Source organism: Phenylobacterium sp. (genome assembly GCF_044236515.1).
Taxonomy (GTDB): Bacteria; Pseudomonadota; Alphaproteobacteria; order Caulobacterales; family Caulobacteraceae; genus Phenylobacterium.
On sequence record NZ_JBIIGK010000061.1, the window covers coordinates 1 to 16,535 of the forward strand.

Genomic DNA, 16,535 nt, shown 5'->3' on the forward strand with positions numbered 1-16,535 from the left:
GGGCGGTCGGCGGCGATGACGAGGTCGTAGCCGTCCTCGGCGACCAGCCGGGCGAGTTCATAGCCAATCCCGGACGAGGCGCCGGTGACGACCGCGAGCGGACGCAGGTTCGAGGCTTCGGACATCGGCGGTTTCCTTCGGGCTGGTGAACGGGGGACCCCGATCGCCGCCCTAACCCGCCGCCGGATCGCCGGTTCCGCCTGGTCAGGCTCGCTCCAACATAGGTGTGCCCGGCGCGCCCGGCTGGCGATCAAGAGCCCACCCCAGACGGGGCGCCAGGGGGCGAGCGGAGCCTGCGGTTCCAGCTCGCGTCGGGCGCTGATGCAGCTCCTGCCGCCGAACCCGTAAGGAAGGCGTGGCAACTTGCGGGCCGCGGGGCCGTGTGCCAGAAACCGGTCGGCGACCCGCGCGGATGTAGCTCAATGGTAGAGCAGGAGCTTCCCAAGCTCACGACGAGGGTTCGATTCCCTTCATCCGCTCCAAGCCCGCAGGAACTGCGGCCCTTCGACCTGATCATCGAAGCCGATTCCGAGCATCCGGAACGCCTGATCGCTTTTTGTTTGCGTTCAAATCTCCCGCTGCCTCAACGCGCAACCCCGCCTCATCGCAGCGCCGGTTCTCTTTTTGTTCTTGCCTCACGCACCTAGCTGAGCCATGCTGGGCGCTGCGCTGGACGCCTCTAGTTCTGAAGAGGCTGTTCCCGCATGGTGGCCACACCCCCCAGGCCGCCGCCGGTCGGGGGGCTCATGCGGTCTTGAAGGAGCGCGTCAACGCCAAGCCGGGTTGGGTTGCCGATCGTGGAGTTAAAACCGAGGCGGGTGTCCTTCGGCCCGACGTGAGAGCGCCCGTGAGGAACCCCGCCAAGCCGGACACGCGCTATCAAATGGAGCTGAAGCCAGATACGGCCAGCGGGCGGAAGGCAGCTGCCAAGGCGGTCGAGAGGTACACCCGCGAGACGCGGAATAGGACTCGGGCCATCTTCTACGATCCGAAGGATTTCATGTGAAACGCCAATCGTACGCAAAGGCGCTGGATGAGGCGCTTCGCCCTTTCGGATTCGAGCGGCACGGCGACGACTGGATCCGCGTGCGGGGCGACATGTGGGAGTGCGTCAATCGCCAGTCCAGCTGGCTTGGTGGCGTGACGGTCAACTTCGACATGAAGGACCTCGAGACCGAACAACTCTTCCTGTCGATCTTTGCCGCGCGCGGAGCGATCCAGATGCCGACGATCGGCGCGAGGATCGGAGAACTGATCGACGGTTACGATCGATGGTGGAAGAAGGACGAGCCGAATGGTCCCGCCGAGATGGCCCAGGCCGTGGTGGAGCACGGACTGCCCTGGTTCGATCGTGTGCGCTCATTAGAAGAGCAAGCGGCCAACTGGTATGGCCGCGCCGGAGCGCTCACGTCACGTGGCTACGACGGACGGTCGTTGGTAGGACTAGCACTGACGCTCTACCGCATGGGCGAACTTGACGAGGCTTGCCGGGTGCTGAACAAGCCCGTGCCGCGGACCGCCATACCCGCCAGTGTGGAGAGCGTAGCCCAAGTGAGGGACTGGTTGGGGCGCCCACCGCCTGATCCAGCCGAGGGTTGTAGAGCGTGAGTTGGACCGAGCCTCTTTGTCTTGGATAGCGCCGCAAAGGCGAAGAAATTCGTTCTCGCCGGTTATAACTGGAGGTAATCTCTCTGCGGGGACGCTAGAAATTAAAGCTTAGCTTCCCAAACGACTCTGGAGCCCTATGCACTTCGGGCTGGCGTATCTCGGCCAACGAAGCTGCCGCCGAAAGGCAGTTCGCAATGAAAGTGCCTGTTGCGCAGGCTGCGCGGCAGCTCGAGGAACGCGGCTTGCTGCTGCGGCGGCGGGAGGACCAGTCGGCCAGAATCGTAGACCGCGTTCGAGAGGTGCTGGGTGGTCGTCCGTTGCCGCCTGACCTGGTGGAGTTCTATGGCGAACGAGTCGACCGTGTGGGGGAGTTCACCGCTCAGGTGCCCTCGTGGAACGAACGTGTCGGCTGGCGATCTTCTGATGACCTCGTGACTCGGCTCCTTGACGCTCAGGCTGTGCCTCTGTTCGACGATGGCTGCGGCAGCCTTTATGGTCTTGATCTCGCACCGGGGACTGAAGCTCCCGCGGTCTACTTCTTTGATCATCAAGACGACTTCAAGGCGCCGAGTTGGGCGGCCGGATCGTCGTTGGGTACATTCATGCTCCTTCTTGCGGATAAAGATCGTGCTTACGCCGAAGGCTGGCCCTCTAAATGGGAACTGAAGATCGACCCAGACATCGAAAGCTGCCCTCGCGCGCCGGCCATCTGGGATGCGGGCTGACGTACGGACGTTTCTCCTTCCGCAAACTGGATAGAGCCACATAACCCCGAGAAAGGGTTGAGTTCTGTTGGTGCGCGTCGAATATGGTCAAAGGCTGGGGAGAGATGCGTCTGAAGCTTAGCTTCCCAAACGACGCTAATCAGTATTACTGAGCTTCTCTACGCCGTATCCAGCCATATAAATTATTGAATCGGAATCGTTTCTCTTGGATGGGGCCTGATTGTGGCACCTGCGGCCGCACATTTCTGCTCCATAATTGCTGCATCAAAACGATAGGCGAGAGTTAACTCACCTGATCGCGCGCCCGTTGTCGTTGGCTGGCCCAACTTCGATAGTCGGGATGATCTCTTGCCGGATAAACTCGATCCTGCTCTTCAGCATCCGAGCGTGTTCCTCGGTGGGCGCAGCGGCGATCGGGTAGGCGTCTTCCAAGTGGCGACCTTCCAGGATCCGGTCGGCCCAATCCTCCATGAAGACGCAATAGGTCTCCAACGCCTCCGCGGGATTGGGTGAGTCATCGGTCCCGAAATAGGCCGGCGGCAGGTCGCCTACGACGATCCAGAGCTCAGCATCTTCTTCGCCTTCCCATCGGATCGGCTCCTCGAAGCGAACGAGGAAGAGCGCGAGGATGCGGCCCAACCCGTAGGCGAGCATCATCTCACGGATCGGCTTCGACCATGGACGGGTCCTGACATAGTCCCGCGCCTCCTCCTCCAGTTCAGCAAGCTGCGAGTCCTCCTCAGGATTGGGCACGCCAGCAAGTTGGAAGAAGGAGGTGTCGACAGGAGGATTCATGGGGCGGGACCTACGAGCGAAGGCGTCAGATTACAATCGGATCGCCCGCCTTCCAATTGGGATTGGTCGCCTTTTGTTCTCTTTCAAGCTGCCGCCGCCGGTCCTCGTCGCTGGGCCAACCCATGATGTCGCTCGTGTAGTTGTCGAAGCTATCTGTGCGGATGCGGCCGGACAGCACCCCTGTGATGTTGGGCAATATGCCCAACGGCCCAAGCGCTCGAGCGACTCTGCCGCCGAACGCATTCGCGATCCAGCGGCGCCTCGCCCAACGGGAGTAGTCGCCGTTTGCTTTGTGCTGCGCCCGGTGAGCGTCAGGGTGTATGGGCTCGATATTGTCGAGCGTGTCCGTACCACCGTCAGCCAACGCTCTGATGTGGCCTACTTCGTACAGCCTGCCTGTCACAGGATCTCGCGGCCACGGCCGCCCTTCCCGCTTTTCCCATTGTTTAATCTGCGTCGGGCTCGAAGGGCGATTGCCTACCGATACGAACGCGCCTTGTTCGGGCTCGGCTGGACGGAACGAGGGGTCGCCTTCTTGAGCTCGGAGTGGGTCGCCACCAATGCGCCGCCAGCCGCCGGAGCCGGTTGCAATGTACAGGTCGTCTTGCGCAGAAGCGGGAGTGACCGTGTTGCGGGGTCCCGGGTCAGCTTCAAGCTGTCTACGCGTCTCAAGCTGATAGTCATGCCAACTGTCGGCCTCGGCTTGATCGCGTTCTCTTTGGATTTCGGCCGGCGATCTCAAGTACCAGCGGGTTAGAGCCTCCCCGTTCAGGCGTGCGGGATCGATCGGGCGGCGAGCCATGCCTTCTCCTCGTTTTCATTGTCGCTGCTGTGAGAGCGGGAGTTGGCGGCTTAGCTGCGGGCGCGCACGGCGCAGGAACTCACGCTACTTGAGATCCTGCCAAAAACGCGCGACCACGTCAAGAACAAAAAGAGAACTTGGCAGGGCCGGCAGTGCCTCTGAACGGGAGTTGTCGGTCAGGGACACGAAGCGACCGCTGCTGGCTGAGGCGGGTTCGCGTGCCTATGTGATCCCTGAAGCTTCTCTGACCCGCTTTGTTCTGGATGCTGCCTCATATGCAGCGATTTCCGTTCCGAGGCGCTGAGGGTTTGGGTATTCTCCTCGCGGAGGCGATTTTTTCAGAAGCTTAGCTTCCCAAGCTGAATGTCAGGGTCGATCCCCTTCCCCGCTTTAGCACCTGCGTCCGAGACCGCCGCCTGCAACGCCTCTGCAATAAAGGCGCGGCAAGAAGCTTGGCCACATCTCAGATCACAGAAGGTTTTTCGGATGGACAAGCAGGCGAACCGACTCGGCGGAGCGATCTGCGCGGGCATGCTCTTCATCTGTGCCGGCGCCGCCGCGGCGCAGACGCAACCGCCCCCGGCCCAGCCCGCGCCGCGCCCTCGCCCGCCCGCCTGCGTCGACGATCCCCGCTATGCGATGCAGGACTTCACGGTCGGCCACTGGGACGTCATGTCCGGCCAGCGCAAGGTCGCTGAGGTGAAGATGGAAAAGGTGCTGAACGGCTGCTCGATCCTCGAGACCTGGATGACCGCCCAGGGCGTGCCCACGGCTAACGGCTACTTCAACTACAACCGCGACCACGACCACTGGCAGTACTTCTGGACCGCCGGCGACGGCGACACGACCTATTTCAAGGGCGGCCTGGTCGAGCCGGGCAACATGCGCTTCATCACCACCTATCCGCGCCCGCAGGGCGAGCGGCTGGAGCACTGGAGCCTCATCGCGAAGCCGGACGGCACGGTGCAGGAGCTGTCGCGGACCACCGACGACGGCGGCAAGACCTGGCGCACCGGCTATGACCTGACCTGGCGCAAGAAGAACTAAGCGACATCGGCGTGGGCGCTGGCCGCCCACGCCGCCTCTTACCGAGGCTGGACGAGCCACCGCGCGACCGCGTATGGCCGCAAGCATGAGCGCGACGAAGCCTGCGGTGGCCGGAACGCCCGGCGTGATGCGGACGCGGGGCTGGGCCGATTACGCCCTGCTGGACAGCGGCGCCGGCCGCAAGCTCGAGCGATACGGACCCTACACCGTCGTGCGCCCCGAGCCGCAGTGCCTGTGGTCCCCATCTCTACCCGCCGCGGCCTGGGAAGCGGCGGACGCGGTGTTCGACCCGGCGTCCGAGGAGGACGAGACCGGCCGCTGGCGGTTTCGCGGCAAGCCGGCCGAGAGCTGGCCCCTGGCCTGGAACGGCGTAAGGTTCCACGGCCGGTTCACGGCCTTCCGCCACCTCGCCTTCTTCCCCGAACAGGCCGCCAACTGGGCCTTCCTCGAGGCGCAGGTGCGGGCGGCGGGTCAGCCGAAGGTGCTGAACCTGTTCGGCTACACCGGTGTCGCCAGCCTGGTCATGGCGGCGGCCGGCGCAGCGGTGACGCATGTCGACGCCTCGAAGAAGGCGGTGGCATGGGCGCGGGAGAACGCGGAGCTTTCCGGTCTTGCCGAACGGCCGATCCGCTGGATCACCGAGGACGCGCGCAAATACGTCCAGCGCGAGGTGCGGCGCGGCTCGAAGTACGACGGGATCATCCTCGATCCGCCGAAGTACGGCCGCGGGCCGGGGGGCGAGGTGTGGCGGTTGTTCGAGGACCTGCCGGAGCTGGCGGGCCTGTGCGCCGAACTGCTGTCCGACGAGGCGCGGTTCCTGATCCTCAACGCCTATGCCGAGCGGATTTCCGGGGCGGCGCTGGCCGGTCTGCTGGCCGAGAAGCTGGCCGGCCGGTCGGGGACGTTGGAATGGGGCGAGTTGGCGCTGACCGAGGAGGATCGGCCGCGTGAGATCGGCATGAGCTTCTACGCGCGATGGACGGCGAGCGGGCCGGCGTGAAGACCGTCACCTCGCTCTCCAACGCCACGGTCAAGGCCGTCCGGGCGCTGCACCTGCGCAAGGACCGGGACGAGACGGGCCTGTTCCTGGCCGAGGGGCTGAAGCACGTCACCGAGGGCGTCGAACTGGGCCAGGCGCCGCGCATCCTGATGTACGGACCGGACGCGGCCGGCCACCCGTTGCTGAGGAAGGCGGCGGAGGCGACGCGGGCGGCGCGGGGCGAGGTGGTCGAGGTCAACCACGAGATCCTGGCCAAGGTCTCGAAGCGCGACAATCCGCAAGCGGTGGTCGGGGTGTTTGCCCAGACGTACCGGCCGCTGGAGGCGATCGATCCGGAGGCGGCGTCCTGTTTCGTCGCCCTCCACCGGGTGCGCGATCCAGGGAACCTCGGCACCATCGTGCGGACGGCGGACGCGGCCGGGTGCGGCGGGGTGATCCTGGTCGGCGAGTGCTGCGATCCCTATTCGGTCGAGGCGGTGCGGGCGACGATGGGCTCGATCTTCGCAGTGCCCCTGAGCCGGGCGAGCGAGGCCGAATTCGCGGCCTGGCGGGCGGGTTGGCCGGGCTCGGTGGTCGGCACCCTGCTGAGCGCCACCGCCAGCCACGCCGAGGCGCAGTACCGCAAGCCGGCGCTGATCCTGATGGGCAACGAGCAGCAGGGGCTGACCCCGGAAATGGCCGCCCTGCCCGATCTCAACGTCAAGATCCCGATGCGCGGCCGCGCCGACAGCCTGAACCTGTCGGTGGCGACCGCGGTGATGATCTACGCGGCGACGGCCTAGGTTCCGCGCGGTTTAGCGCGGCTGGTCGGCGCGGCGACGGCGGGGTCTTCGGGCCAGACGTGCTTCGGATAGCGACCGCGCATGTCCGAGCGGACATCCTTCCACGACCCCTTCCAGAAGCCCGGCAGGTCCTTGGTGGTCTGGATCGGCCGGTGGGCCGGCGACAGCAGACTGAGCGTCAGGGGGATGCCGCCGACCGTCGGATGCTCGGCGAGGCCGAAGACCTCCTGCACCCGCACCTCGACCTTGGGACCGCCGTCCGCCGCGTAGTCGATGGCGAAGCTGTTGCCGGTCGGGGCGGTCCAGCGGGCCGGCGCCTCGGCCTCCAGGCGACGCTGCTGGTCCCAGGGAATGTGGGTGCGCAGGGCCGCGTCGAGCAGGTCAGGCTTCAACGCCGACAGGGCGCGGACGCCGGGCAGGAGCGGCGTCAGCCAGTCGTCGAGCTGCGCGGTGAGGGCGGCGTCGGAAAGGTCCGGCCAAGCCGGGTCGCCAGCCCGCAGGAAGGCGATGCGTTGGCGCAGGCTGACGGCCGCCGCGCCCCACGGCAAGCGCCCGACGCCCTCGGCCCGGACGCGGTCGGCCAGGGCGGCGGCGATCAGGGCCGGGTCGGGATTGTCGTCCACCTGTTCGCGGACCACGAGGCGGCCGAGGCGGGTCAGGCGCTTGGCGCGCAGGCGGCCGCCGCCGCTTTCCTCCAGGCGTTCCTCGACGGCGAGCTGGTCGGCGAAGGCGGCAAGCAGTTCGGCCTCGTCCAGGGGCGCGGCAAGCAGGATACGGTCGCGGCGGTCGCCGCCGCCGAGTTCGCCGACCGCCAGCCAGGTTTCGCGGGCAAGGGCGTCGGTCGGCTCGACAAAGGCGCCGCGGCCGGAGACGAGCTGGAACTCGCCCGAGGCTCCGCGGGCGCGGGCGATCCGCTCCGGATAGGCGAAGGCGAGCAGCAGGCCGTCGGACAGCGGCTCGCCCGTCCCTGCCGGGCCGGCCAGCGCCGCCCAGCGGTCGGCGAGCGCACGGGCGTCGCGGGCGCGCGGCGTGCGCTCCCGGTCGAGACTTTCCAGGCGATGGCGAAGGTCGCCGTCGCGGCCGCCGAGGCCGCGTTCGGTCAGCAGGGCGGCGATGCGGGCGGCGCGACCGGCCTGGCCGGTCTCGGCGGCCTTCAGCACCATGTGCGCCAAGCGCGGGGCGAGCGGCATGTCGGCCAGCGCGCGGCCGTGGGCGGTAAGAACGCCATCGGCGGTCAGCGCTTCCAGCCGCATCAGCAGGGCGCGGGCCTCGGCGAAGGCGGCGGACGGCGGCGGATCTAGGAAGGCGAGGTCCGACGCGTCCTTCGCCCCCCAGCGGGCGAGGTCGAGGGCAAGACCCGAGAGGTCGGCGTCGAGGATCTCCGGATCGGCGAAGGCCGGCAGGGCGCGGGTCTCGGCCTCATCCCACAGGCGGTAGCAGACGCCGGGTTCGGTGCGGCCGGCGCGGCCGCGGCGCTGGTCGGCGGCGGCGCGGCTGACGCGGACGGTGGCGAGGCGGGTCAGGCCGCTGGCCGGGTCGAAGCGCGGCGCCCGGGCCAGGCCGGTGTCGATGACCACGCGGACACCCTCGATGGTCAGGCTGGTCTCGGCGATCGACGTGGCGAGCACGACCTTGCGGCGGCCGGGCGCGGCCGGTGCGATGGCGCGGTCCTGATCGCGCGGGTCGAGGGCGCCGTAAAGCGGGGCGATGTCCACCTCCGGTCGGCGCAGGCGCTCGGCGAGGCGTTCGGCGGTGCGCAGGATCTCGCCCTGGCCGGGCAGGAAGACGAGGAGGCTGCCGGTTTCTTCCGCAAGCGCCTTCTCGACGGCGCGGACAGCCTGATCCTCGATGCGGGCGGCGGGGTCGCGGCCGAGGTGGCGGGTGTCGACCGGGAAGGCTCGGCCGAGGCTCTCGACGACCGGCGCGTCGCCGAGGATCCGGGCCACCGCCGCACCGTCGAGGGTCGCGGACATGACGAGCAGGCGCAGGTCCTCGCGAAACAGACCCTGGGCGTCACGGGCGAGGGCGAGGCCTAGGTCGCCGTCGAGGCTGCGCTCGTGGAACTCGTCGAAGATCACGCAGGCGACGCCGGCCAGCTCCGGGTCGGCGAGGATCATGCGGCTGAACACGCCCTCGGTGACGACCTCGATGCGGGTGGCGGCGGAGACCTTGGATTGCATCCGCACGCGGAAGCCGACCGTCTGGCCCACCGCCTCGCCGAGCGTCGCAGCCATTCGCGCGGCGGCGGCGCGGGCGGCGAGGCGGCGGGGCTCCAGCACAATGATGCGGCCGCCCGCGACCCACGGCGCGCCCAGCAGTTCGAGCGGTACGACGGTGGTCTTACCGGCCCCGGGCGGAGCGACCAGGACCGCCGCGTTGCGGCTTTCGAGCGCAGCCTTGAGGCGAGGCAAGGCCTCGTGGACGGGAAGCATGATCGGCCTCTAGCGCCCCTCGCCCGCTTGCGCCAACCCTCGGCCCGAAGCGGGGCCTCGAAGCAGCCGCTTGACCGGCGAGGGGCAAGCACGCCACCGTCACCGATCAATTTGCGGCCAGGGGGGCCGCGCGGGGAGGTCTCATGTGGCGCGTTAAGCCGCTCGACGCGATTCTGGCGACGGCCGAGAAGAAGTCGCTGCACAGGTCGCTTGGGGCCTTCCAGCTGACCATGCTGGGGATCGGCGCGATCATCGGCACCGGCATCTTCGTGCTGACCGCCGAGGCGGCGCAGAAGGCCGGCCCGGGGATGATCCTGAGCTTCATCATCGCCGGCTTCGTCTGCGCGGTGGCGGCGCTCTGCTATTCCGAGATGTCGTCGATGGTGCCGGTGTCGGGCTCGGCCTACACCTATAGCTATGCGGTGATGGGCGAGCTGCTGGCCTGGATGGTCGGCTGGGCGCTGATCCTCGAATATGCGGTGGCGGCCGGGGCGGTGTCGGTCGGCTGGTCGGGCTACGTCGTGGGCCTGCTCGAGAACGCGCTGTCCATCGACATACCGAACGCGCTCGTGCTGGGTCCGATGGACGGCGGGATCGTCAACCTGCCGGCGGCCGGCGTCGCCCTGCTCGTCACCGCCCTGCTGGTGGTCGGCACGCGCGAATCGGCGGCGGTGAACGCCTTCCTGGTGGTGGTGAAGATATCGGCCCTGTCGCTGTTCTGCGTCCTGGCGCTGCCGGTCATCAAGATGGAAAACTTCGAGCCGTTCGCGCCCCTGGGGCTGGCCGGCATCTCGGCGGCGGCGGCGTCGATCTTCTTCGCCTACGTCGGCTTCGACGCGGTCTCGACGGCCGCCGAGGAGACCAAGAACCCGCAGCGGAACATGCCGATCGGCCTGATCGGTTCGCTGGGCATCTGCACGATCTTCTACATCCTGGTGGCGGCGGGCGTAATCGGCACGGTCGGGGCCCAGCCGGTGCTGAGTGCGGCCGGCGAGGGTCTGCGGCCGGGCAGCGCCGAGCTGACGGCCGCCTGCCAGACGGCCGGCGCCACTCAGGTGGTCTGCTCCAAGGAAGCTCTGGCCTGGACGTTGCGCAGCATCGGCTGGCCGCAGGTCGGTAACCTTCTGGGTCTGGCGGCGGGCCTCGCCCTGCCCTCGGTCATCCTGATGATGATGTTCGGCCAGACCCGCATCTTCTTCGTCATGAGCCGCGACGGCCTGCTGCCGGCGGTGCTGTCGAAGGTGCACCCGAAGTTCCACACCCCGCACGTGATCACCGTGATCACCGGCGTCTTCGTGGCCGCCTTCGCCGCTTTCTTCCCGGTCGGCGTGCTGGCCGACATCTCGAACTCGGGGACGCTGTTCGCCTTCGCCATGGTGGCCATCGCGGTAATGGTGCTGCGCAAGACGGACCCTGACCGCCACCGGCCGTTCCGGACCCCGGCGGTGTTCGTCGTCGCCCCGGTGGCGGCTGCAGGCTGCGTCTATCTGTTCCTGAACCTGTCCAAGGACACCAAGCTGATGTTCGTCGCCTGGGCGGTGGTCGGGTTAGCGGTCTACTTCCTCTACGGCTACCGCCGCAGCCACGTCGGCCGCGGCCTGACCGAGGTCCACGAGCTGGACCGCGACGCGCCGCCCGGCGCCGTCCCGCCAATGCCGGGCGCGGACCCGAACTGAACCGGGGACAAGGCCAGGGCGCGTCCCTGGCCTTTCCTTCTTGGCCCGGGCGCCCGATCCTGGAGGCGTAATGAGCCCGCCTATCCGCGTCCTGATCGCCCCCGTCACCCCGCTGCAGCAGAACTGCACCATCGTCTGGAGCGCGAGCACCAAGAGCGCGGCGGTGATCGATCCCGGCGGCGAGACTGACCGCATCCTCGAGGCCCTGCGCCAGAACGGCCTGACCCTGGAGAAGATCTGGGTCACCCACGGTCATCTCGACCACGCCGGGGCGGCCGCCGCCCTGCAGGAAGCGACCGGCGCGCCGATCGAGGGGCCGCACCCGGACGACGCCTTCTGGATCGACGACATCGCAACCTCGGGCGCCAAGTGGGGCATGCCCGAGGCCCGCAGCTTCAAGCCCGACCGCTGGCTGCATGACGGCGACCGGGTGACCCTCGGCGACACGGAGTTCGAGGTCTATCACTGCCCGGGGCACACACCCGGCCACGTGGTCTTCTTCCACCGCGAGGCGCGGTTCGCGCAGGTCGGCGACGTGCTGTTCCAGGGCTCGATCGGGCGGACCGACTTCCCGCGCGGCAACCACGCCGACCTGATCGCCTCGATCACCGACAAGCTCTGGCCGCTCGGCGACGACGTCACCTTCGTGCCGGGCCACGGGCCGACCTCGACCTTCGGCCAGGAGCGGCGCAGCAATCCGTTCGTCGCCGACGGCGTTCTGGCGCGCCCGTAATTTCAACGGCGAAATCCGGATGTTACCGCCGGCGTCAACAGTGACCTCATGGAGACCGAAGAGGATATGACTCAGGCCGGCGCGCGCATCCTGATGGTGGATGACGATCCGGGCATCCGCGACGTCGTTTCGGACTTCCTGGGCCGCCATGGCTATCGGGTCGACACGGCCGCCGACGCCGGCGAGATGGAGAAGGCCCTGGCCAACGGGCCGGTGGACCTTATCGTCCTCGACGTCATGCTGCCCGGGGAGGACGGCCTGGCGATCTGCCGGCGGCTGAGCGCCGAGGGCGCGGCCCCGCCGATCATCATGCTGTCGGCGATGGGCGAGGACACCGACCGGATCGTCGGCCTGGAGATCGGCGCCGACGACTATCTCGCCAAGCCGTGCAATCCGCGCGAACTGCTGGCCCGGGTGCGGGCGGTGCTGCGGCGGGCCGAGCAACGGGCGACCAATGCGCCGGTCAGCGCCGGCTGCGAGTTCGCCGGCTGGCGGCTGGATCTGGTGCGGCGCGAACTTCGCTCGCCCGAGGGGGTTGTGGTGAACCTGTCGTCCGGCGAGTTCTCCCTGCTGCGGGCGTTCGTGGAGCGCCCCCAACGGGTGTTGACCCGCGACCAGTTGCTGGAGTTCGCCCGCGGGCCGGACTCTGACGCCTTCGACCGCGCCATCGACGTGCAGATCAGCCGGCTGCGGCGCAAGCTCGACGACGGCGGCGGCCAGGACCTGATCCGCACCATCCGCAATGAAGGCTACATGTTCACCGCGAAGGTGAAACGCCGATGACCCGTCGGGGGCGTCGTCCGACCGTCTCGCTATTCGGTCAGCTGCTGACGCTGACCGGGCTGACGCTGGTCGCCGCCCAGGCCGTGAGCCTTGTTCTGATCTTCAGCGTCCCCTCCCCGGTCCCCGACTTCTACCGCCTGCCGGAGATCGCCCAGGCCTTCCACGGCGCGCCGCCGGTGTTCGTCGACCGCAAGCCGCTGGAGGTGATCACCCTCGACAAGCCGTCGCGCATGATGAAGGGCCCCTACGTCAAGGACATGCGCGAAGCGCTGGCCGAGGAGATGGGGGTGCCGGCCGCGCGGATCGTCATCTCCGGCGAGCGCGGGCCGTTCTGGGACCGTCGGGTGTCGCGGATCCTGCGGCACCGCATGGCCCGCAACGGCGTCTCCGAGGACGAGCATTTCCTGCTCGATCCGTTCCAGGTCGCGGTGCAGCGCACCGACGGCCGCTGGGTGACGGTGCAGCCGCGCCCGAGCTTTGGCCTCAATCCCTGGCAGCAGCGAATCGCCCTGTGGTTCGTCCTGGCCGCCCTGGCCATGGCGCCGATCACCTATATCTTCGCGCGCCGCCTATCGGCGCCGTTCCGACTGTTCGCCGACGCCGCCGAGCGGCTGGGCCGCGACCCGAAGGCGCCGCCACTGGAAGTCAGCGGCTCGTCCGAGATCGCCGTCGCCGCCGACGCGTTCAACGACATGCAGCAGCGGCTGCGCCGCTACGTCGAAGACCGGACCGCGATGGTCGGGGCGATCGCTCACGACCTGCGCACACCGCTCACCCGCCTGCGGTTCCGGGTCGAGACCCTGTCGGACGACGAGCAGAAGGCGAAAATCGTCGCCGACATCACCCAGATGGAGGAGATGATCTCGGCGGCCCTGACCTTCGTCCGCGACGCGACGCGCGAGGGCGAGCGGACGCCGCTGGAGCTTTCGTCCCTGCTGGAGAGCCTTTGCGACGAGATGGCCGAGACCGGCCTGCGGGCCGAGGTTGAAACGGGCGACAAGGTGGTGCTCGACGGCGACCCGATGGCGCTGCGGCGACTGTTCGCGAACCTGCTCGACAACGCCGTCAAGTTCGGCTCGACGGCGCACGCCCGGGTGTTCCGCGACGGCCGCATGGCCGTGGTGGAGATCGAGGATGACGGGCCGGGCATCCCGCCGCAGGACGCGGACCGGGTGTTCGAGCCCTTCTATCGCCGCGAGCCTTCCCGCAGTCGCCAGACCGGCGGCATCGGCCTTGGCCTCGCAGTCGTGCGATCGGTGGCTCGCGCCCACGGCGGCGACGTCGTGCTCGAGAACCGCCCCGCCGGCGGCCTGCGCGCCCGGGTCATCCTCCCGGTCTGACCCGCCCCCGGGCGGCTCGTCACGCGTTTGTCAGCGCCCGGAGGCTCAGAAAGGCGCCGCTGCGGCAAATCGCTCGCATTTCCAACGCAACCTCTGCTGCGCTTCGGTGGTTAGCCCCACTGCAACATCCCCCCTGTCGTCGGGACGATTGAGGAGAGCAGTACTGATGGCCAGCGTCGACACTGGAAAGCCGCGAGCCCGCCGAGGCTTCGCCGCCATGAACCCCGAACGCCGCCGAGAAATCGCCCGCAAGGGCGGAGCCTCGGTGCCGGGCGAGAAGCGTAGTTTCGCCAAGGACCGCGATCTGGCGGCCTCCGCCGGACGCAAAGGCGGAGAAGCCAGCCGTGGCGGCGGCCGCACCCGCGGCGGCCGCGAGCCCTGAAGCCTCGCAACAACGCCGATCCGGAAGGCCCGACCGTGCGAACGGTCGGGCCTTTCTGCATTTTGCGACCTGCGAAAAATCTATGCCTTTTCCAGCCTCTGACCGCCGGAACGGATGCCGAGGGGTTGCGTTCATCCCGGCGCCAGAACCGGGCAGTCGCAGAGAGAGTAAGACCGTTGGGACCGCAGGAGGGCGCCATCAGCCCGACGTCCAGTTGGCGGGACCAAGTCGTCGCCCTGATCCCGTCGCTCCGGGCATTCGCCTGGTCGCTGAGCCACAACGGCTCCGACGCGGATGACCTTGTGCAGGACACGCTGATCAAGGCCTGGAGCAACCGCGACAAATTCGAGATCGGCACCAACTTGCGGGCGTGGCTGTTCACGATCCTGCGGAACACCTACTACACGAACGTCCTGCGGCGGCGGCGCGAGGTGCGCGACGAGGCGGGCGAGTACGCCGCGACGCTGAAGGCGCCGGCGACCCAGGAGTGGAGCGTGGCGATGCGTTCGCTTCAGCAGGCGCTGCAGCAGTTGCCGGCGGAACATCGCGAGGCGCTTATCCTGATCGGCGCGGCCGGCCTGTCCTACGAAGAGGCGGCGGAGATCTGCGGCTGTGCGGTGGGCACCATAAAGAGCCGGGTGAACCGTGCGCGCGCCCGGCTGTTGCGGATCATGGACGCCGACGACGCCACCGACGTCATGGCCTTCGGCGGCTTCGCCGCACAGGCCTAGGGCCGCGCCAGGACGTCCGGGCCGATCTCGCCGATCCGGGTCACGCCCGTCAGCGCCATCGCCACCCGCATCTCGGACTCCAGCAGGTTGAGAAGATGGGTGACCCCGCGCTGGCCAGCGGCGGCGAGGGCGTAGGCCCAGGCGCGGCCGAGCAGGACGCCGTCCGCCCCCAGGGCGAGCATCCGCACGACGTCGAGCCCCGATCGGACGCCGCCGTCGGCGAACACCGTCAACCGGTCGCCGACCGCCCCGGTGATGGCCGGGAGAGCGGCAGCGGTGGACAGCACCCCGTCGAGCTGGCGACCGCCATGGTTGGAGACGACGATCCCTTGCGCGCCGAGGTCGGCGGCGGCGCGGGCGTCATCCGCATCGAGCAGGCCCTTGATCACCAGCGGCCCCGGCCACTCGTTGCGGACGAATTCGAGGTCGCGCCATGTGACCGACGGATCGAAGTTCTCGCGCATGCAGCGGAAGAAATCGTCGAGGCCGGTGCGGCCGGCGAGCAGCGGCGCGACATTGCCTAGTTGGTGCGGTCGGCCGCGGACGCCGACGTCCCAGGCCCAGCCCGGCCGCTGCATCGCCTGGAAGGTGCGTCGCGCCGCGCCGAGGGGCCCGGATGCGCCAGCGAGGCCGGATCGTACGTCGCGGTATCGCGAGCCGGGCACCGCCATGTCGACGGTGAAGATCAGGGCGTCGCAGCCGGCCTCGCGCGCCTGGGCCAGGAGGTCGCGCAGGAAGCCGCGGTCGCGGACCATGTAAAGCTGAAACCAGATCGGCGCGTTTACGCCGGCGGTCACCTCGCCGAGGCTGCAGGCCGAGACGGTGGAGAGGGTGAAGGGCACGCCGGCCGCCTCGGCGGCGCGGGCGGCCTGTACCTCGCCCCGGCGGGCGGCCAGGCCGGCCAGGCCGATCGGCGCCAGCGCCACCGGCATGCGAACGGCGCGCCCCAGCAAGGTGGCGGAGGTGTCGATGGCCGAGACGTCGCGTAGGACCCGCTGGCGCAGGGCGACGTCCTGCAGGTCGGTGCGGTTCCGCCGCAGCGTCACCTCGTCATAGGAGCCGCCGTCGATGTACTCGAACAGGAAGTGCGGCAGCCGCCGACGCGCCAGCTCGCGGTAGTCCAGCGCGGAGGCGGCGCGAGCCATCACCGCGGCGCCCTCTAGCGCGGCCGGAACCGCTTGGTGGCCGGGAAGCCCTTCGGCGCCAGCTTGCCGGCCCCAGCACGGCGGCCGAGCCATTCGCGCCACTCCGGCCACTGGCGGGTGCGGCCGTCGGCGGTGGTCCAGGCGGCGCCATCCTCGGCCTTGAACACCAGGGCGTCGCGCAGGCCGCCCTCGCGATAGGCCTGGAGCTTTACGCCCTTGCCGCGCGGCATCTCGGGCAGTTCGGCGGCGGCGAAGACCAGGATCTTGCCGTTGTCGCCGACGACCGCGACCTGGTCGCCGACGATGGGCAGGCAGACCGCAGCCCCCTCTCCCTTCCTCGCCGGATCGCCGGCGTTCAGCACCTGCTTGCCGGCCCGGCGGAAGGCGATGGCCTCCTCCTCCGGCAGGACGAAGCCGTAGCCCTGCTTCGAAGCCAGCAGGCGTTTGACGCCCGGCTTGTGCGGGAAGACGTCGATGATGCCGACCTTGTCGTCGAGGTCGATCATCAGGCGCAGCGGCTCGCCGTGGCCGCGGGCGCCCGGCAGCTTGTCGCA

General features: G+C 68.6%; 16 protein-coding genes and 1 tRNA gene. 12 read left to right on the top strand and 5 right to left on the bottom strand.

Annotated elements, in window-relative coordinates:
- The first annotated feature begins 408 nt into the window (after window positions 1-408).
- From ACILRF_RS08345 to ACILRF_RS08355, 3 genes are all read left to right on the top strand, one after another.
- Window positions 409-482: transfer RNA gene (locus ACILRF_RS08345), tRNA-Gly, on the top strand.
- Window positions 483-1,002: 520 nt separating this feature from the next.
- A complete protein-coding gene (locus ACILRF_RS08350) occupies window positions 1,003-1,608 on the top strand; it encodes a DUF4304 domain-containing protein (RefSeq protein WP_395671825.1) in 606 nt (201 codons plus the stop codon).
- Between the two features lie 194 nt (window positions 1,609-1,802).
- Window positions 1,803-2,333 (top strand): SMI1/KNR4 family protein, encoded by a 531-nt coding sequence (locus ACILRF_RS08355; RefSeq protein ID WP_395671826.1) that lies wholly within the window; start codon window positions 1,803-1,805, stop codon window positions 2,331-2,333.
- A gap of 288 nt (window positions 2,334-2,621) precedes the next feature.
- On the opposite strand, the gene ACILRF_RS08360 is transcribed toward ACILRF_RS08355, so the two are convergent.
- Window positions 2,622-3,128 carry a hypothetical protein gene (locus ACILRF_RS08360; RefSeq protein ID WP_395671827.1) on the bottom strand — a complete coding sequence of 169 codons (507 nt, stop codon included), beginning with the start codon at window positions 3,126-3,128 and terminating at the stop codon, window positions 2,622-2,624.
- Window positions 3,129-3,153: 25 nt separating this feature from the next.
- Window positions 3,154-3,930: an HNH endonuclease signature motif containing protein gene (locus tag ACILRF_RS08365; RefSeq protein ID WP_395671828.1), complete on the bottom strand. Its 777-nt coding sequence runs from the start codon at window positions 3,928-3,930 to the stop codon at window positions 3,154-3,156.
- 486 nt (window positions 3,931-4,416) lie between these two features.
- Here ACILRF_RS08365 and ACILRF_RS08370 point away from each other — a divergent pair, with 486 nt between their 5' ends.
- From ACILRF_RS08370 to ACILRF_RS08380, 3 genes are all read left to right on the top strand, one after another.
- Complete coding sequence (locus ACILRF_RS08370) at window positions 4,417-4,977, top strand: hypothetical protein (RefSeq protein ID WP_395671829.1); 561 nt, start codon at window positions 4,417-4,419, stop codon at window positions 4,975-4,977.
- An 85-nt stretch (window positions 4,978-5,062) separates the two neighbouring features.
- A complete protein-coding gene (locus ACILRF_RS08375) occupies window positions 5,063-5,977 on the top strand; it encodes a class I SAM-dependent methyltransferase (RefSeq protein ID WP_395671830.1) in 915 nt (304 codons plus the stop codon).
- Window positions 5,953-6,759, top strand: coding sequence for a TrmH family RNA methyltransferase (locus ACILRF_RS08380; RefSeq protein ID WP_395671831.1), 807 nt, complete (start codon window positions 5,953-5,955; stop codon window positions 6,757-6,759). The genes ACILRF_RS08375 and ACILRF_RS08380 overlap by 25 nt, the downstream gene beginning before the upstream one ends.
- Here ACILRF_RS08380 and hrpB read toward each other — a convergent pair.
- Entirely contained in the window at window positions 6,756-9,191 is a 2,436-nt protein-coding gene (gene hrpB / locus ACILRF_RS08385; protein ID WP_395671832.1) for an ATP-dependent helicase HrpB, read from the bottom strand. The genes ACILRF_RS08380 and hrpB overlap by 4 nt on opposite strands.
- A 143-nt stretch (window positions 9,192-9,334) precedes the next feature.
- Here hrpB and ACILRF_RS08390 point away from each other — a divergent pair, with 143 nt between their 5' ends.
- The 6 genes from ACILRF_RS08390 to ACILRF_RS08415 all read left to right on the top strand — a co-directional run bounded on the left by ACILRF_RS08390 (window position 9,335) and on the right by ACILRF_RS08415 (window position 14,836).
- Complete coding sequence (locus ACILRF_RS08390) at window positions 9,335-10,867, top strand: amino acid permease (protein ID WP_395671833.1); 1,533 nt, start codon at window positions 9,335-9,337, stop codon at window positions 10,865-10,867.
- A 70-nt stretch (window positions 10,868-10,937) separates the two neighbouring features.
- Complete coding sequence (locus ACILRF_RS08395; RefSeq protein ID WP_395671834.1) at window positions 10,938-11,600, top strand: MBL fold metallo-hydrolase; 663 nt, start codon at window positions 10,938-10,940, stop codon at window positions 11,598-11,600.
- 48 nt (window positions 11,601-11,648) lie between these two features.
- Entirely contained in the window at window positions 11,649-12,383 is a 735-nt protein-coding gene (locus tag ACILRF_RS08400) for a response regulator (RefSeq protein ID WP_395671835.1), read from the top strand.
- On the top strand, window positions 12,380-13,723 hold the full coding sequence (locus ACILRF_RS08405; protein WP_395671836.1) for an ATP-binding protein: 1,344 nt from the start codon (window positions 12,380-12,382) through the stop codon (window positions 13,721-13,723). Before ACILRF_RS08400 ends, ACILRF_RS08405 begins: the two co-directional genes overlap by 4 nt.
- A 166-nt stretch (window positions 13,724-13,889) precedes the next feature.
- Window positions 13,890-14,105 (top strand): general stress protein, encoded by a 216-nt coding sequence (locus ACILRF_RS08410; protein WP_395671837.1) that lies wholly within the window; start codon window positions 13,890-13,892, stop codon window positions 14,103-14,105.
- A gap of 176 nt (window positions 14,106-14,281) precedes the next feature.
- Window positions 14,282-14,836: a sigma-70 family RNA polymerase sigma factor gene (locus tag ACILRF_RS08415; protein ID WP_395671838.1), complete on the top strand. Its 555-nt coding sequence runs from the start codon at window positions 14,282-14,284 to the stop codon at window positions 14,834-14,836.
- Here ACILRF_RS08415 and ACILRF_RS08420 read toward each other — a convergent pair.
- Both ACILRF_RS08420 and ACILRF_RS08425 read right to left on the bottom strand, forming a co-directional pair.
- Window positions 14,833-15,981 (bottom strand): L-lactate dehydrogenase, encoded by a 1,149-nt coding sequence (locus ACILRF_RS08420; protein ID WP_395671839.1) that lies wholly within the window; start codon window positions 15,979-15,981, stop codon window positions 14,833-14,835. The two genes, ACILRF_RS08415 and ACILRF_RS08420, sit on opposite strands and share 4 nt — an antisense overlap.
- Before the next feature lie 14 nt (window positions 15,982-15,995).
- The coding region (locus tag ACILRF_RS08425; protein ID WP_395671840.1) for a DNA gyrase C-terminal beta-propeller domain-containing protein at window positions 15,996-16,535 on the bottom strand (540 nt) is incomplete at its 5' end.

Bases quoted from the DNA above. Each gene is read 5' to 3' on its own strand.
- ACILRF_RS08355 (WP_395671826.1), top strand. From the start codon at position 1,803: ATGAAAGTGCCTGTTGCGCAGGCTGCGCGGCAGCTCGAGGAACGCGGC.
- ACILRF_RS08360 (WP_395671827.1), bottom strand. From the start codon at position 3,128: ATGAATCCTCCTGTCGACACCTCCTTCTTCCAACTTGCTGGCGTGCCC.
- ACILRF_RS08365 (WP_395671828.1), bottom strand. From the start codon at position 3,930: ATGGCTCGCCGCCCGATCGATCCCGCACGCCTGAACGGGGAGGCTCTA.
- ACILRF_RS08370 (WP_395671829.1), top strand. From the start codon at position 4,417: ATGGACAAGCAGGCGAACCGACTCGGCGGAGCGATCTGCGCGGGCATG.
- ACILRF_RS08375 (WP_395671830.1), top strand. From the start codon at position 5,063: ATGAGCGCGACGAAGCCTGCGGTGGCCGGAACGCCCGGCGTGATGCGG.
- ACILRF_RS08380 (WP_395671831.1), top strand. From the start codon at position 5,953: ATGGACGGCGAGCGGGCCGGCGTGAAGACCGTCACCTCGCTCTCCAAC.
- hrpB (WP_395671832.1), bottom strand. From the start codon at position 9,191: ATGCTTCCCGTCCACGAGGCCTTGCCTCGCCTCAAGGCTGCGCTCGAA.
- ACILRF_RS08390 (WP_395671833.1), top strand. From the start codon at position 9,335: ATGTGGCGCGTTAAGCCGCTCGACGCGATTCTGGCGACGGCCGAGAAG.
- ACILRF_RS08395 (WP_395671834.1), top strand. From the start codon at position 10,938: ATGAGCCCGCCTATCCGCGTCCTGATCGCCCCCGTCACCCCGCTGCAG.
- ACILRF_RS08400 (WP_395671835.1), top strand. From the start codon at position 11,649: ATGGAGACCGAAGAGGATATGACTCAGGCCGGCGCGCGCATCCTGATG.
- ACILRF_RS08405 (WP_395671836.1), top strand. From the start codon at position 12,380: ATGACCCGTCGGGGGCGTCGTCCGACCGTCTCGCTATTCGGTCAGCTG.
- ACILRF_RS08410 (WP_395671837.1), top strand. From the start codon at position 13,890: ATGGCCAGCGTCGACACTGGAAAGCCGCGAGCCCGCCGAGGCTTCGCC.
- ACILRF_RS08420 (WP_395671839.1), bottom strand. From the start codon at position 15,981: ATGGCTCGCGCCGCCTCCGCGCTGGACTACCGCGAGCTGGCGCGTCGG.